This window comes from Lysobacter spongiicola DSM 21749 (genome assembly GCF_900167055.1).
In the GTDB taxonomy this organism is placed as follows: Bacteria; Pseudomonadota; Gammaproteobacteria; order Xanthomonadales; family Xanthomonadaceae; genus Novilysobacter; species Novilysobacter spongiicola.
The window spans coordinates 86,686-101,040 of sequence record NZ_FUXP01000004.1; the positions used below are offsets into that span (position 1 = coordinate 86,686).

General features: G+C 70.3%; 10 protein-coding genes. All 10 read left to right on the forward strand.

The annotated features are described in order from the left end of the window. Positions 1 to 37: 37 nt before the first annotated feature. The 10 genes from recC (at position 38) to B5D37_RS07300 (ending at position 14,288) form a co-directional block, all read left to right on the forward strand. A complete protein-coding gene (gene recC / locus B5D37_RS07255) occupies positions 38 to 3,358 on the forward strand; it encodes an exodeoxyribonuclease V subunit gamma (RefSeq protein WP_078758058.1) in 3,321 nt (1,106 codons plus the stop codon). Then, complete coding sequence (locus B5D37_RS07260) at positions 3,355 to 6,957, forward strand: UvrD-helicase domain-containing protein (protein ID WP_078758059.1); 3,603 nt, start codon at positions 3,355 to 3,357, stop codon at positions 6,955 to 6,957. The genes recC and B5D37_RS07260 overlap by 4 nt, the downstream gene beginning before the upstream one ends. Beyond that, on the forward strand, positions 6,954 to 8,801 hold the full coding sequence (gene recD / locus B5D37_RS07265; RefSeq protein WP_078758060.1) for an exodeoxyribonuclease V subunit alpha: 1,848 nt from the start codon (positions 6,954 to 6,956) through the stop codon (positions 8,799 to 8,801). Before B5D37_RS07260 ends, recD begins: the two co-directional genes overlap by 4 nt. 111 nt (positions 8,802 to 8,912) lie before the next feature. Then, entirely contained in the window at positions 8,913 to 9,380 is a 468-nt protein-coding gene (locus tag B5D37_RS07270) for a hypothetical protein (protein ID WP_078758061.1), read from the forward strand. A 171-nt stretch (positions 9,381 to 9,551) separates the two neighbouring features. Then, positions 9,552 to 10,169 (forward strand): GTP cyclohydrolase I FolE, encoded by a 618-nt coding sequence (folE, locus tag B5D37_RS07275; RefSeq protein ID WP_078758062.1) that lies wholly within the window; start codon positions 9,552 to 9,554, stop codon positions 10,167 to 10,169. Between the two features lie 67 nt (positions 10,170 to 10,236). Beyond that, the gene (gene egtB / locus B5D37_RS07280) at positions 10,237 to 11,547 is read left to right on the forward strand and encodes an ergothioneine biosynthesis protein EgtB (protein WP_078758063.1); all 1,311 of its coding nucleotides are present in this window, start codon (positions 10,237 to 10,239) and stop codon (positions 11,545 to 11,547) included. Beyond that, on the forward strand, positions 11,544 to 12,515 hold the full coding sequence (egtD, locus tag B5D37_RS07285) for an L-histidine N(alpha)-methyltransferase (protein WP_078758064.1): 972 nt from the start codon (positions 11,544 to 11,546) through the stop codon (positions 12,513 to 12,515). Before egtB ends, egtD begins: the two co-directional genes overlap by 4 nt. A gap of 82 nt (positions 12,516 to 12,597) precedes the next feature. Next, positions 12,598 to 12,828, forward strand: a complete 231-nt coding sequence (locus B5D37_RS07290; RefSeq protein WP_078758065.1) for a hypothetical protein — start codon at positions 12,598 to 12,600, stop codon at positions 12,826 to 12,828. Between the two features lie 65 nt (positions 12,829 to 12,893). Continuing rightward, positions 12,894 to 13,994, forward strand: a complete 1,101-nt coding sequence (locus tag B5D37_RS07295) for a DNA topoisomerase IB (RefSeq protein WP_078758066.1) — start codon at positions 12,894 to 12,896, stop codon at positions 13,992 to 13,994. A 60-nt stretch (positions 13,995 to 14,054) separates the two neighbouring features. Continuing rightward, positions 14,055 to 14,288, forward strand: a complete 234-nt coding sequence (locus B5D37_RS07300; protein WP_078758067.1) for a hypothetical protein — start codon at positions 14,055 to 14,057, stop codon at positions 14,286 to 14,288. The last annotated feature ends 67 nt before the right edge of the window (positions 14,289 to 14,355 follow it).

Consider the following 14,355-nt stretch of genomic DNA (forward strand, 5'->3'; position numbering starts at 1 on the left):
TGCCCGGTCTCGGCGGGTGCGACGCCGGTACGGCAAGATGGCCGCCATGCCCGCCGCGCCCGACTTCCGCCTCTACCACTCCAATTCGCTCGAGGTGCTGGCCGGGCTGCTGGCCGAGGCATTGCGCGAGCCGGCACCGGGCCAGTCGCTGCTGGCGCCGGACATCGTGCTGATCCCGCAGGTGGCGATGCGCCGCTGGCTGCAGGCCACCCTGGCGCAGGCACATGGCATCGCCGCCAACCTCGAATTCCTGACCCCGGGCGAATTCGTCCGGCACGCGCTGGATGCCAACGTCGCTGGTGCCGACGACGACATGGATGCCGAAGCGCTGTGCTGGCGGCTGCTCGGCGTGCTGTCGGACTCCGCCGCGGTGCGCGAGCCCGCCCTGCAGCCCTTGCGGCGCTACCTGGGAGACGGCGATCCGCTCAAGCCCTGGTCGCTGGCCGGCGAACTGGCTTCGGTGTTCGAGAAGTACCAGGCGTGGCGCCGCGACTGGCTGCTGGACTGGGAATCCGGCAAGGGGCCCGCCGATCCGCAGGCGGCGCTATGGCGCCGTGTGGCCGGCGGGCGCCGCCATCGTGCCCGCCGCATCGATGACTACCTGCGCGGGTTCGCCGCACCCGACGCGCCGCTGCCGGCCGGGCTGCCGGGCCGGTTGTTCGCCTTCGCCACCCTCAATGTCTCCCCGGACGTGCTGCGGGTGATCGCGACCCAGGCGCGGGTCGGCGTACTGCACTTCTACCTGCCCACCCCGACCTGCTCGTACTGGGGCGACCTGCAGACCCTCGGTGAACGGTTGCGCAGCGGCGCCGATGATCCCTTCGACGGTGGAGGCGGGGAGAACCCTTTGCTGCAGGCCTGGGGGGCGGCGGGTCGTGACTTCATGGCAGTGCTCGGCAGCTACGAGGTCGTGCATCCGTCCGGCGAGATCGCCGCCTACGACGATCCCGAGCAGCGCCCGCAGGATGGCCCGTTCGCCGACACCCTGCTGAAGCGCTTGCATCGGGACCTGTTCCATCGCCGTGCCCACCCCGGCGCACCGCTGCGCGCCGCGGTCGACCGGCACGACCCGAGCCTGCAGGTGCATGCCTGCCACACCCGCCTGCGCGAGGTGCAGGTGCTGCACGATCGCCTGCGCGGCCTGCTGGAGGACGCGCGTTTCGATCCACCGCTGGAGCCGCGCGAGATCGCCGTGCTGGCACCCGACATCGATCCCTACGTGCCCTACATCCATGCCGTCTTCGGCGGCGTGGCCGGCGCGGATGCCATTCCCTACGCGTTGGCCGACACCAGTCCGCTGACCGGCGAACCGCTGGCCGAGGTCTTCCTGCGCCTGCTGGACCTGCCGGTCTCGCGTTTCGGGTTCGGCGAGGTGCTGGACCTGCTGGCCAGCCCGCCGATCGCTGGCGTGGCCGGGCTCGATCCCGCCGCGCTCGACCGGCTGCGGCACTGGCTGGGTGCGGCGGGTGCGCGCTGGGGCATCGACGCCGCCCACCGCGGGCGGCAACAGGCGCCGGTGGACGACGCCTACACCTGGTCGTTCGCGCTGGACCGGTTGTTGCTGGGCCATGCCAGCGGCAGCGATGCCCCCATCGGCGGGGTAGCGCCCTGGACGGACCTGGAAGGCGGCGCAATGGCGGCACTGGACACGCTGGTCCGCCTGCTGCGCGTGCTGGCCCGCCATGAGCGCACCCTGGGCGAGGCGATGCCGGCGTCGCAGTGGCGCGAGCGCCTGCTGGGCCTGCTCGACGCCCTGCTCCCTGCCGGTGCCGTGGGCACCGCCGACGTGCGCGCACTGGAACGGCTGCGCGCGCATGTCGATGCCTTCGCGGACTCGGCGGCCCGGGCGGGTTTCGATCGCCCCGTGGCCCCGGAAGTCGTGCGGGCCCATTTCGCCACCACGCTCGCCGAGGCCGACACCCGCGCGCCGCTGCTCACCGGCGGGGTGAGCTTCGGCCGGATGGTGCCGATGCGCCTGTTGCCGTTCCGGGTGATCTGCGTCCTGGGCATGAACGACGGCGAGTACCCGCGGCGGGATCCGGCAGCCGGGCTGAACCTGTTGACCGCCGAACTCGGCACGTCGCGGCGCCGTGCCGGCGACCGATCGCTGCGCGAGGACGACCGCTTCCTGTTCCTGCAGCTGTTCGCGTCGGCCGCCGAGGTGTTCCACCTCAGCTACCTCGGTGCGGACCCGCGCGACGGCAGCGACCGGGAGCCGTCGGTGCTGGTGTCCGAATTGCTGGACATCGCCGCCTTGCAGTACGACGACCCCGCCGCGGCACGGCGTGAGCTGGTAGTGCGCCATCCGCTGCAACCGTTCTCGCCCGCGGCTTTCGGCGCGACTGCCGATGAGCCGGAGCCACGTCGTTTCAGCTACCGCGCCGAGTGGCGTCCCGCAGCCACGAGTGCTGCCGGCGGGCGCGCGAGCCCGGGCCGCTGGGCGCTGGACCCGCTGCCGCCCGGTGGCGAACTCGAGCGGGTGTCACTGGAGCAACTGCGCGGGTTCCTGCGTGATCCGTCCGCCGCATTCCTGCGCCAGCGCCTGGGCATCCGGCTGCCCGACAGCGAGGACGCACCGGAGGACCGGGAGCCGCTCGCGCTGCCCGAGCGCGGGCTCGAGCGCTGGCACCTGCAGCAGGCGGTGCTGGCAGCCTGCACCCAGGGCGAAACCGACGGCCTGCATGCGCGTCTGCGTGCACGCGGGCTGCTGCCCAGCGGCGCATTGGGCGAGCGACAGCTGGCCGGGCAGCTCGCCCAGCTCCGGCCGTATGCGGACGCCTTCAACGAATGGCGCAATGGCACCGCGCCGGTGTCACGGGCATTCGAGCTGGACCTGGACGGCGTGCTGCTGCATGGGCGCGTCGACGGCATCCACCCGCACGGGCTGCCGCGCCTGCGCCATGACAAGTTGAACGGCCCTGCGCAGATCACCCACGGGCTGGACTGGCTGGTGATGGCGGCGATCGGCAAGGGGCTGCCGCTGGCCCAGTTCTTCGACACCGGTGCCGGGCCCGGGCCGGTGCTGCGTGAGCCACCCGCGCCAGACCGGGCGCGCGAGGCGTTGCGCGCGCTGCTGCGTCTTCGCGCCTGGGGTCTCCGCGAACCGTTGCCGTTCGGCCCCCGCGCCGGCTGGTGCTGGTACGAAGCGCAGGACGACGGCAAGGGTTGGGCGGCCGCGGCACGCCAGTGGCAGGCCGAGCGTGGCTTCAGCGAGGGCGGCACCGACAGTGCAAGGATCGCGCTGCGCGGCCGTGATCCCTTCGCCGACGAAGTGCTCGGGCAGGACTTCCGGCGGATCGCGGGCATCGTGTTCGACGCCGTGGTGGCCGGCCGGGACGCGGAGGCCGAGCCGACATGAACGCCATCGACCACGCGCCCGCCGATGCCTACCTGGACGTCGAACTCGACGGCCTGCAGCTGATCGAGGCCAGCGCCGGCACCGGCAAGACCTTCACCCTCGCCACGCTGGTGGTGCGGCTGGTGGTCGAGCGCGGATTGCGGCTGGGGGAGGTGCTCGCCGTGACCTTCACCGATGCCGCGACCCAGGAGCTGCGTGCCCGCCTGCGCAGGCGCCTGATCGTTGCAGCCGACATCGCCCGGTCGCTGGCATCCGAAACCGATCCGGACGCATCCGCCGGAGCGGAGCCCGATCCGGAGGCCGCACTGACCCGCGCCATCATCGAGCGCCGGTTGCAGCACGAGCCACTGCGGGCGCTGCTGGCGCGACTGGAGCGCGCGACGCTCGAGATCGACCTTGCGCCGGTGTTCACCATCCATGGCTTCTGCGCGCGGGTGTTGGCCGAACATGCGCTGCATACCGGCCAGCCGTTCGATCCCGCGAAGCTGGTCGCCAGCGACCGGGAGTGGCGCGAGGAAGTCGCCGCCGACCTCTGGCGCGTGCATGGCGCCGAGGCCCTGGGTGCCGAGCTGTTGCACGTGTTGTGGAAGCGGCCGGCCGAGCTGGCCGACGACCTCGGCGCGCTGCTCGGTGCGACACGGGTGTTGCCCGAACCGCCACCGGACGTGCCTGACCCCACGCCCGAACTGCAGCAGGCATTCGCAAGGCTGTGCTCGTTGTTCCACCACCACGGAGACGAGGCCCGGGCAGCACTGGACGCGGCCATCGCCGCGAAACACATCGACGGGCGCAAGGCGCGGTCGACCAGCTACGAGAAGGCATGGGCATCGTTGACGCGCGGCGTGGCCGGTGCATGCCTGGACCGAGACGACGACCACCTGGACAAACTCACCACCACGCGCCTGCGCGAGTGCGCCAAGGTCGGCTGCGAGGACAAGCTGCCCGCATCCCCTTTGTTCGATGCCCTGTCCCACTGGTTCGAAGTGGACCAGCGCCGCCGGTACTGGCTGTCGCGGCAGGCGCTGACCCTGCTGCACCGCATCCGCGAGGATGCTCGCGGGCGCATGGCGCACCTCAAGCGGGTGCGCCGCGTACAGGGTTACGACGACCTGATCGCGGGCGTTGCCGACGCGCTTGCCGGCGAACAGGGCGCGGACCTCGTGCGCAGCCTGCGTGCGCAATACGCGGTGGCGCTGGTCGACGAGTTCCAGGACACCGATCCGCGCCAGTGGGCCATCTTCCGCCGCATCTTCGCCGGAACGGAGGGGCCGCCTTCGCTGTTCCTGATTGGCGACCCGAAGCAGGCGATCTACGGCTTCCGCGGCGGTGACGTGCATACGTACCTGGCCGCCCGCCAGGACGCGCGTCTGGCGCCGCCGTTGTCGCACAACTTCCGCTCGCGCCCGTCGGTGCTGCGTGCTGTCGAGGCGCTGTACAACCAGGCCGGGGAGGAGGCTTTCGTCGATGCCCGGATCCGCTTCCACCCGGTGCAGCCCGGCGGCCGCAATGACGACACGCAGTTCCTGAGGGACGGCAAGGCCGCCACGGCGCTGACGGTGCGGGTATTACCACCGGCGCAGGACGGCAAACCGCACAAGGCCGACGACTCCAAGGCGCTCGCGACGGGCGCCTGCGTCGCCGGGATCCACGCGCTGCTGTCGGAGGCCCGCGAAGGGCGGGCAGAGCTGGAAGGTCGGCCGGTGCGTCCGGGCGACATCGCGGTGCTGGTGCGCAGCCACAAGGAGGCCACGCGGGTGCAGTCGGCGCTGGCGCAGCTCGGCATTCCGGCGGTCGCGGCCGGCCGCCAGAGCCTGTTCGAAACCGAACAGGCCGGCGAGGTGCTGGCGGTCCTGGAGGCGGCGCTGCATCCGGCCGATGACGGCCGGCTGCGCGCGGCGCTTTCGACCGTGCTGCTGGGCGTCGACGCCGCCGGCATCGATCGCCTCGACCACGATGGCGAATGGCAGCGCAGCCAGCAGATGCTGGCGCTGGCCTGGCACGAGCGCTGGAAGCGGCAGGGGCCGCTCGCGCTGGTGTCGGACCTGTGCGCGACGCACGCCGAACGCCTGCTCGGATTGGCCGATGGCGAGCGCCGCCTGACCAACCTCCTGCAGCTGGGAGAGTTCCTGCAGGATGCCGAAGCGCACGCGCTGGGCCTGCACGGCCTGGTGGACTGGCTGCGCGGGCGCATCGCCGGCGCCGATCCATCGGACGACCAGCAACTGTTGCGGCTGGAGTCCGATGCCGGCCGCGTGCAGATCATGACCCTGCACAAGAGCAAGGGCCTCGAGTTCCCGCTGGTGTTCCTGCCCTTCGTCGGCATCGGTCGCAAGCCGGGTTCCCCCGCCCGCCACTGCGAGGTGGTCGGCGAGTCCGGTCGGGCGTTGCACTGGAAGGCCGGGAGCGAAGAAGGCGCCTGGCAAGCGGCTGCTTCGGATTGGCAGGACGAGCAGCGCGCCGAGGATGCGCGCCTGCTGTACGTCGGCCTGACCCGTGCACGACATGCGCTTTGGCTGGCGTGCGGGCCACTGTTCGAAGCAAGGGCCACCGCACTCGCGCCGATGGTGGCGGACCTGGAGGCCTTGGCTGCGGACGATGCGATCCGGCTCGACCGGAGACCGCCGCAGGCTTTGCCCCTCCCGCTGGCGCCGGAACCGGCCGGCGAAGTGCCGGCTGCCCGTCGCGCCAGCCGCTCCCTCCCGCGCGACTGGTGGGTGTACAGCTTCACCCAGCTCAGCAAGTCCGAGGGTGGCGAGGAGGTTGCGCCGACGACCACGATCCCGGAGGAACGCGCCGCCGACGACGAGCCGGGGCCGGCGTTGCCGCCTGCTGCCGCCGACACCGCGGCAACGGAAGAGGCGGAGGTCGCTGATCGCCGGTTCAGCGGCAGCCGGTTCGGCAACGTGCTGCATGAAGCACTGGAGCATGTCGACTTCGCGGCGTGGCGGGACTGGCGGGAGATGGCGGCGCCGCCCGGCCAGGACGCGCCGCTGCGCGCCGCCCTGCGCACGGCGGGTTATCCGGACGCCGATCTCGACGACGGCGTCGCCGAGCTCACCCGGCTGGTCGGCCGCACCCTGACGGCCGCGCTGCCCGAGGGCGGCCGCCTTGCGGACCTGCCCGCGGATGCCCGGCGGGCCGAGCTGGAGTTCCACTTCTCGATCCAGCCGACCTCGGTGCCGCGACTGCTGAAGATCCTGCACGGCCACGGCGTGGTGCCGGCCCGCGAAGGGTTCGGCCCCCGCCGCCAGCTGGAAGGGCTGATGACGGGCAAGATCGACCTCACCTACACCCGCGACGGACGCTGGTACCTGCTGGACTACAAGTCCAATCGCTTGCCGGCCTATGACACGGACGGCCTGGCCGCGGCGATGGCGCATAGCGAGTACGACCTGCAGGCGCTGGTCTACACCCTGGCGCTGCATCGCTGGTTGCGGTTCCGCCTTGGCAGCGCCTACGACTACGGGCGCGACTTCGGCGGCGTGCGCTATGTGTTCAGCCGGGGCCTCGGGACGGCGGGTGAAGGCGTGCACGCGCATGTCCCGCCTGCCGCGCTGGTCGAAGCACTCGACCGCCTGTTCGATGGAGTGGCCGCATGAGCCTGATGGACCAGCTGTCCCGACCGGGCGGCCTGCGGCCGCTCGACCATGCGCTGGCCCAGGTGCTGCGGCGGCTCGGGATGGCGGACACCGGGTCGGCGCCGCCAGAGCCCGTACTTGCGGCTGCCGGACTCGCCTCGCTGGCGGTCGCGCAAGGCCATGCCGGGTTCGAGCTCGCGCGTCCATCGCTGTTGCTGGACGGGCCGGTCGACTGGCCGGACCCGCGGCAGTGGCGTGATGCGCTGGCACGGTCGCCGTGGGTCTCCACCCCGGCCGCGGAAGACGCGGCACCGACCTCGGCACCGCTGGTCATGGAGCAGGGGCTGGTCTACCTGCGCCGTTACCGCGAGTACGAGCGCAGGCTCGCGCAAGGGCTGCTGCGCATCGCCGCAGCGGCCCCGGCGGGCGGGGATGTCGCTGCGCTGGCGCCCGTGTTCGCGGCACTGTTCCCTGCTGCGGCCGGCGGCGCCGACGCCCAGGCGCGTGCGGCGGCGCTGGCGCTGCTGCGATCCCTGCTGCTGGTCACCGGCGGACCCGGCACCGGCAAGACCACGACCATCGCCCGGATGCTGGTGCTCCTGCTGGAGCAGGCGCGCGCCGAAGGTCGCACGCCCCCGCGAATCGCGCTGGCCGCGCCGACCGGCCGCGCCGCCGACCGCATGGCCGGCAGCATGCGCAACGCGATCGCCAGGCTCGACCAATTGCCACTGCTCGACGACGACCTGCTGTCCGAACTGCCTGTCCGCGCCAGCACCCTGCACCGCCTGCTCGGCACCATCCCCGACAGCCCCCGGTTCCGCCACGACGCCGACCACCCGCTCCCGTTCGACGTGGTGGTGGTCGACGAGGCCTCGATGGTGGACCTCCCGCTGATGTGCAAGCTGGTCGAGGCCGTGCCCAATGGCTGCCGGCTGGTCCTGCTGGGCGATCCGGACCAGCTGCCGTCCGTGGAGGCTGGCGACGTGCTGTCGGGCATCCTTCGTGCCGCGGGCGACGGACAGGTGCTGGCAATCGCCGACGCCACGCGCCTGCAGCCATTGCTTGGCGACCCCCCTGCAACACAGGGCGATGCGACGGCCGGCGGGCTGGCCGGTCACCGGGTGCACCTGCAACACGGCTACCGCCAGTCCAGCGGCCTGCAGTTGTCGCCATTGGCCGACGCCGTGCGCACGGGTGATGCCGACGCGGCGCTGGCCCTGCTGCGCGGCGCCTTGGCGGGCGTGGAATTCCATGAGGGTGCACTGGACCCCCTGGTTGCCGGCCGCGAGGCACTGGTGGGGCACTGGCGCGCGCTGGCATCGCGGGAAGACCCTGCCACCGCCCTGCGGGAAGCCGGCCGGCTGTGCCTGCTGACCGCACTGCGCGAAGGTCCGCAGGGCGCCCGCGGCCTCAACGCGCGGATCGAGGAGCTGCTTGGAGGGCGCCAGTCCGGTTACTTCCAGGGCCGCCTGCTGCAGGTGACCGAGAACAGCTATCGGCACCGCCTGTTCAACGGCGACGTCGGCATCTGCATGCGTGATGCATCTGGCGCGATGGTGGCCTGGTTCGCCGGCGATGGCGACGGCGGCCTGCGGGGGTTCCACCCCGGCGCCCTGCCCGCGCATGAATCCGCATTCGCGATGACCGTGCACAAGGCGCAGGGTTCGGAATTCGACGAAGTGTGGCTGCAGTTGCCGAGGCAGCCCTCGAAGGTGCTGTCGCGCGAGCTGGTCTATACCGCGCTGACCCGGGCCCGGAGCGTCCTGCATCTGTGTGCGGACGAAACGGTCCTGCGCGAGGCGCTTTCGCGCCATTCGATGCGGGTTTCCGGACTTGCCGCGCGGCTGGGCGTGGAGGCTTCCTGAACGGTAGCGGCCGCGGCCCTGGGTCCTTCACCATGGTTCAACCGGCCCCGGCCTAGCTTGCACGGGCCGGTGTTCGTTGCCGGCTTCCCCCACGAGCAACGGAGTAAACCCATGAATGACGTCAAGAAGGACCACAGTCTCGGTGCAGGCACCGGCGCGGTCGCAGGTGCGGTGGCAGGCGCGGCGGTCGGATCGGCTGGAGGCCCCATCGGCAGTGCGGTCGGTGCCGTCGCCGGTGGCGTGCTTGGAGCGAAGGCTGGCGATTCGGCGGCCGAAGCGATCAACCCGACCGAATATCGCGAGCACTTCAAGAACGAATACAGGAATACCCCCTACTACTCCGCCGACAAGGAGTGGAACGACTACGAGCCGGCCTACCAGTATGGTTACGAGACCTACGGCCAGCACCGCGGCAAGCGTTTCGAGGACGCCGAACCGGAACTGCAGCGCGATTGGAACAAGACCCGCGCGCAGAGCAATTCGCGGCTGGAGTGGAACGATGCCAAGCATGCCGTGCGCGACGGCTGGCACCATATCGAGCGGCGCCTGCCGGGCGACGCCGACGGCGACGGCCGCTGAGCAAGGCGGCATCTGCTTGAACTAGAAGAACAAGCAAACAAGAAGAACGCGGTTTCGACGGGGTCGCCAGGTGCGGCCCCGTTTTTTCTGGCGGAGCCGGTACTGAAGCCGTGCGGACACTGGAGTAGCATGGCGGGCCCGCTATCCCCCGTTACCCCCGGACCCCCGACCATGGCCGAAGACCCCCGACAGCACGACGACCTGGAACAGCCCCGGCCGACCCGTGAAGACGCGGAAGCGGCGATCGCCACACTGTTGCGCTGGGCCGGTGACGACCCGAGCCGCGAAGGCCTGCTCGACACCCCGCGGCGCGTGGCCAAGGCCTATACCGAGTGGTTCAGCGGCTACGGCCTGGATCCGGATGCCTACCTGGCACGCACCTTCGAGGAAGTCGCCGGCTATGACGAGCTGATCGTGCTGCGCGACATCCAGTTCGAGAGCCATTGCGAGCACCACATGGCACCGATCATCGGCCGCGTGCACGTGGGCTACCTGCCGGACAACAAGGTGGTCGGCATCAGCAAGCTGGCGCGGGTGGTCGAGGCATTCTCGCGCCGCCTGCAGGTGCAGGAGAAGATGACCTCGCAGATCGCCGACTGCATCCAGCGCGTGCTGCAGCCGCGCGGCGTCGGGGTGGTGGTCGAAGGCGCCCACCAATGCATGACCACGCGTGGCGTGTACAACCGCGGCGTGAGCATGATCACCTCGAAGATGCTTGGCAGCTTCCGCGAGGACGCGAGGACGCGTGCCGAATTCCTGCAGTTCATCGACGTCGGCCCCGGGCGCTGACGTCCGAAGCGCGCGGACTTCACGGACTTTTAACCGGGCCTTCGCGGCCGATCCGTAAGCTTGGCGGATGAGCGCCGTCAACGACCCCGCCCTTCCGGACCCACAGAGCGCCGACCCTTCGGGCGCGGATTCCAAGGCCCTTCGCGAGGCATTCCTTCGCGTCCGCCAGCGCACCCTGTCCCTGGCCGCACCGTTGTCGGCCGAAGACGCGATGGTGCAGTCGATGCCCGATGCCAGTCCGGCGAAATGGCACCTCGGGCACACCACGTGGTTCTTCGAGCGATTCGTGCTCGGGCACGATCCGGGGTATCGGCCGATCGAGCCGGACTGGCACTTCATCTTCAACAGCTACTACGAAACCGTCGGTCCGATGCACGCCCGGCCGATGCGCGGCCTGCTGTCCCGGCCCTCGTTGCAGGAGGTGGTGGATTATCGCCAGATGGTGGATGAGCGCGTCGCGTGCCTGTTATCCGGGGGCGTCGACCCCGAGGTCCTGGAACACCTGACGCTGGGCCTGCACCACGAGCAGCAACATCAGGAGTTGCTGCTGACGGATATCAAGCATGCGCTCTGGTGTAACCCGCTGAGGCCGGCCTACCAACCGGAGCTGCAGGCGGTCACCGGCGAGGCCCGCCCGCTGGAATGGCATCGGGTCGACGAACAGCTGGTCGAGGTCGGAGCGCCACCATGGCCGGCAGCCACCGCGTTCGCCTTCGACAGCGAGTCACCCCGCCACCGCGTCCTGCTGCAGCCGCATGCCCTGGCCTCGCGCCCGGTGACCAACGCCGAGTACCGCGCCTTCATTGACGATGGCGGCTATCGGACCGTCGACCTGTGGCTCAGTGATGGCTGGGCGCGGATCAACGCCGAAGGCTGGACGAGACCGTTCTACTGGGACGAGGACCTGGAGCGGGAATTCACCCTCGGTGGTGTCCGGCCGATCGATCCCGCCGCACCGGTCAGCCACCTGAGCTATATCGAGGCCGATGCCTTTGCACGCTGGGCCGGCGCGCGGCTGCCGACGGAGTTCGAGTGGGAACATGCCGCCGCCCCGCTGCCGGTCCGCGGCAACTTCGCCGATCGCGGCCTGCTGCATCCCGCCGCGGCGCTGGGCCCGGTGGATGCCGGCGCGCCGATGCAGATGTTCGGTGACGTCTGGGAGTGGACCAGCAGCGCCTATGCCGCCTACCCGGCCTTCCGTCCACTGCCCGGCTCCCTGGGCGAATACAACGGCAAGTTCATGAGTGGGCAGCAGGTGCTGCGCGGCGGCAGTTGCGCCAGTCCCGCCGACCACATGCGGGCGAGCTACCGCAACTTCTTCCATCCGCCCGACCGCTGGCAATTCAGCGGATTGCGGCTTGCCAGGGACATTCGATGAGTATTGCCGCGGCCGACATCCCGCTGACCGACCTGCACCCCAGTTCCGGCGACATCACCAGCGACGCGATCGAAGGCCTGTCGTCCTCGCCGAAATGGTTGCCTTCCAAGTACTTCTACGACAGTCGCGGCTCGCAGCTGTTCGAGGCGATCACCCGACAGCCCGAGTACTACCTGACCCGGGTCGAGCTGGAACTGCTGGCGACCTCCATGCCGGCGATCGCCGACGCGGTGGCCTCGTGTGCGCACGTGGTGGAGTACGGCAGTGGCAGTGGCCGCAAGACCGAGTTGCTGTTGGAGGGGTTGGAGGACCCGGTCGCCTATACCCCGATCGAGATCTCCCGCACGGCGCTGCTGGCCAGCGTTGGCCGGCTGGCGGAAGCCTTCCCCGCGATCGAGATGCTGCCGGTCTGCGCCGACTTCACCCAGCCGGTGCCGTTGCCGCAGCCAACCCGCGAGAGCGGGCACACGCTGGTCTTTTTCCCCGGCTCCACGCTCGGCAATTTCACCCACGACGATGCCGCGCTGCTGCTTCGCTCCATGCGCGAGACGATGGGGCCGCGAGGGCAGGCACTGGTGGGCATCGACCTGGACAAGGACACGGCCCTGATCGAAGCGGCATACAACGATGCCGCCGGCGTGACCCGTGATTTCACCCTGAACCTGCTCGCGCGCCTGAACCGCGACACCGGCAGCGACTTCGACCTGGCCGGCTTCGAACACCGTGCGCGCTACTCGCGCGAGCGTGGCCGCATCGAAACCCACCTGGTGAGCCTGCGCGAGCAGCACGTGCGACTGGCGGACCACAGTTTCCACTTCCACGCCGACGAGGCGATGCAGGTCGAGTACAGCCACAAGTACACCGACCAGAGCTTCGAGGCCTTGATTGCACGGGCCGGGCTGCGAGTGGCGCGACGCTGGAACGATCCGCGGGACTGGTTCGGCCTGCGCCTGCTGGAGCCGGCGTAGACCTGCATGCCGCACCTCCGGCACTTCCGCCGCAGGTGCGTCGTTCGCATACTGCCCGCTCCAGAAGCCGGAGCGACCTGACATGAAGATCCTCGCCCCCCTGTTGGCGGCCGCCTTGCTGTCCGCCTGTGCGAGCGCCGAATACCGCGACAACAATGCCGCCGTCGATGCGCGTCCCGAGTGTGCCGGCACCGACTACGACAACCCCGCACAGGGCCGACCCGGCTGGTGTGACCGTGAAGCCGGCACCGCCTGGTCGAGCGGGTCCGAAGGCATGAAAGTGGAGTTCAGCGCGGACGACGACGACCGCTGAACACCACCCACTTAACATCGCGGCGTTTCGCGCGTCCTAGACGGGCGGCGGCTGATGCTGCCGCCATGCCTTCCCGACCCCTGCAGACGGCCGACCCCGAAGCCACCGCGCGCCAGGCCGGGCTGCGCTATGTGTGCGACGACAATCCGGGCATTGAGCGCCGCCGGGGAAAGGACGCGTTCTCCTACTTCCTGCCTTCCGGTGCAGCGGTCGACGACGAGGCGACGCTGCAGCGCATCCGGTCGCTGGCGATTCCGCCGGCCTGGACCGAGGTATGGATCTGCCGCACCCGCAATGGCCACCTGCAGGCGACCGGCCGGGATGCGCGCGGTCGCAAGCAGTACCGCTACCACCCCGACTGGGCGCAGGTGCGTGGCGACGGCAAGTTCGACCGCATCGTCGCGTTCGGCGAGGCGTTGCCGAGGCTGCGCCGGCGCCTTCGCCGCGACCTGAAACAGCCCGGCTTCCCGCGCGAAAAGGTGCTGGCGATCGTGGTGGCGCTGCTGGCCGATACCCTGGCCCGCATCGGCAACGACAGTTATGCCCGCAGCAACAAATCCTTCGGCCTGACCACGCTGCGCAACCGTCATGTTGCATTCGTGCGCGGTGGCCGCGCCCGTCTGCGATTCCGTGGCAAAGGCGGAACCGAACACGACATCGAACTCGACGACGCACGGCTGGCGCGCCTGATCCGGCGCTGTCAGCAACTGCCGGGACAGGCGCTGTTCCAGTACAAGGACGAGGACGGCACCCTGCAGCCGGTCGATTCCGGCGAGGTCAACCAGTACCTGCGTGACGCCATGGGCGAGGCCTTCAGCGCGAAGGATTTCCGCACATGGGGCGGCACGCTGTCGGCTTTCCGACGGTTGGCATGCACGCCATTGCCGCAGCCCCACAGCGGCGGTGAGCCGAGTGAGCGGGCGCTGGCAGCCACCTGCAACGTCGTGGTCAAGGATGTCGCGCGTGAGCTGGGCAACACGCCGGCGGTGGCACGCAAGGCCTACATCGATCCGCACGTGTTCGAAGGCTGGCGTGACGGCCGCCTGCTGCGCGCGGCCGCCAGCGCCCGCGGCCCGCGGCAGTGGGAACAGGCGGCCCTGAAGTTCCTGAAGGCCGCGCACCGGCGCAACGGCAAGGGCAGGCGCCGCGCCCCAGCGAAGCGTTGACCCCGCCTTGCGCCCTGGCCCCCTAGGGTGGCGATTCCGACAACGAAGACGGGAACCACCATGGCCACCTGCGACGTCTGCGGCAACGACTACGACAAGAGCTTCACCATCAAGACCCATGACGGCGGCGGCACGTTCGACTCCTTCGAATGTGCCATCCATGCGCTCGCCCCAACCTGCGCCCACTGCCAGTGCAGGATCATCGGCCACGGCGCCGAGCATGACGGCACCTTCTACTGCTGCGCGCGCTGCGCAAAGCAGTCCGGCGTGGTCGGCATCGACGACCGGATCTGAGGGTGGTCAGGCAAGTGACCCGCTGCACTCGTGCGGCGCCATGCACGACTGGCCGGAACTCGAGACC

Coding starts and splice junctions, on each gene's coding strand:
- B5D37_RS07270 (WP_078758061.1), top strand. CDS start 8,913: ATGAATGACGTCAAGAAGGACCACAGTCTCGGTGCAGGCACCGGCGCG.
- recC (WP_078758058.1), top strand. CDS start 38: ATGGCCGCCATGCCCGCCGCGCCCGACTTCCGCCTCTACCACTCCAAT.
- B5D37_RS07300 (WP_078758067.1), top strand. CDS start 14,055: ATGGCCACCTGCGACGTCTGCGGCAACGACTACGACAAGAGCTTCACC.
- B5D37_RS07295 (WP_078758066.1), top strand. CDS start 12,894: ATGCCTTCCCGACCCCTGCAGACGGCCGACCCCGAAGCCACCGCGCGC.
- folE (WP_078758062.1), top strand. CDS start 9,552: ATGGCCGAAGACCCCCGACAGCACGACGACCTGGAACAGCCCCGGCCG.
- B5D37_RS07260 (WP_078758059.1), top strand. CDS start 3,355: ATGAACGCCATCGACCACGCGCCCGCCGATGCCTACCTGGACGTCGAA.
- B5D37_RS07290 (WP_078758065.1), top strand. CDS start 12,598: ATGAAGATCCTCGCCCCCCTGTTGGCGGCCGCCTTGCTGTCCGCCTGT.
- recD (WP_078758060.1), top strand. CDS start 6,954: ATGAGCCTGATGGACCAGCTGTCCCGACCGGGCGGCCTGCGGCCGCTC.
- egtB (WP_078758063.1), top strand. CDS start 10,237: ATGAGCGCCGTCAACGACCCCGCCCTTCCGGACCCACAGAGCGCCGAC.
- egtD (WP_078758064.1), top strand. CDS start 11,544: ATGAGTATTGCCGCGGCCGACATCCCGCTGACCGACCTGCACCCCAGT.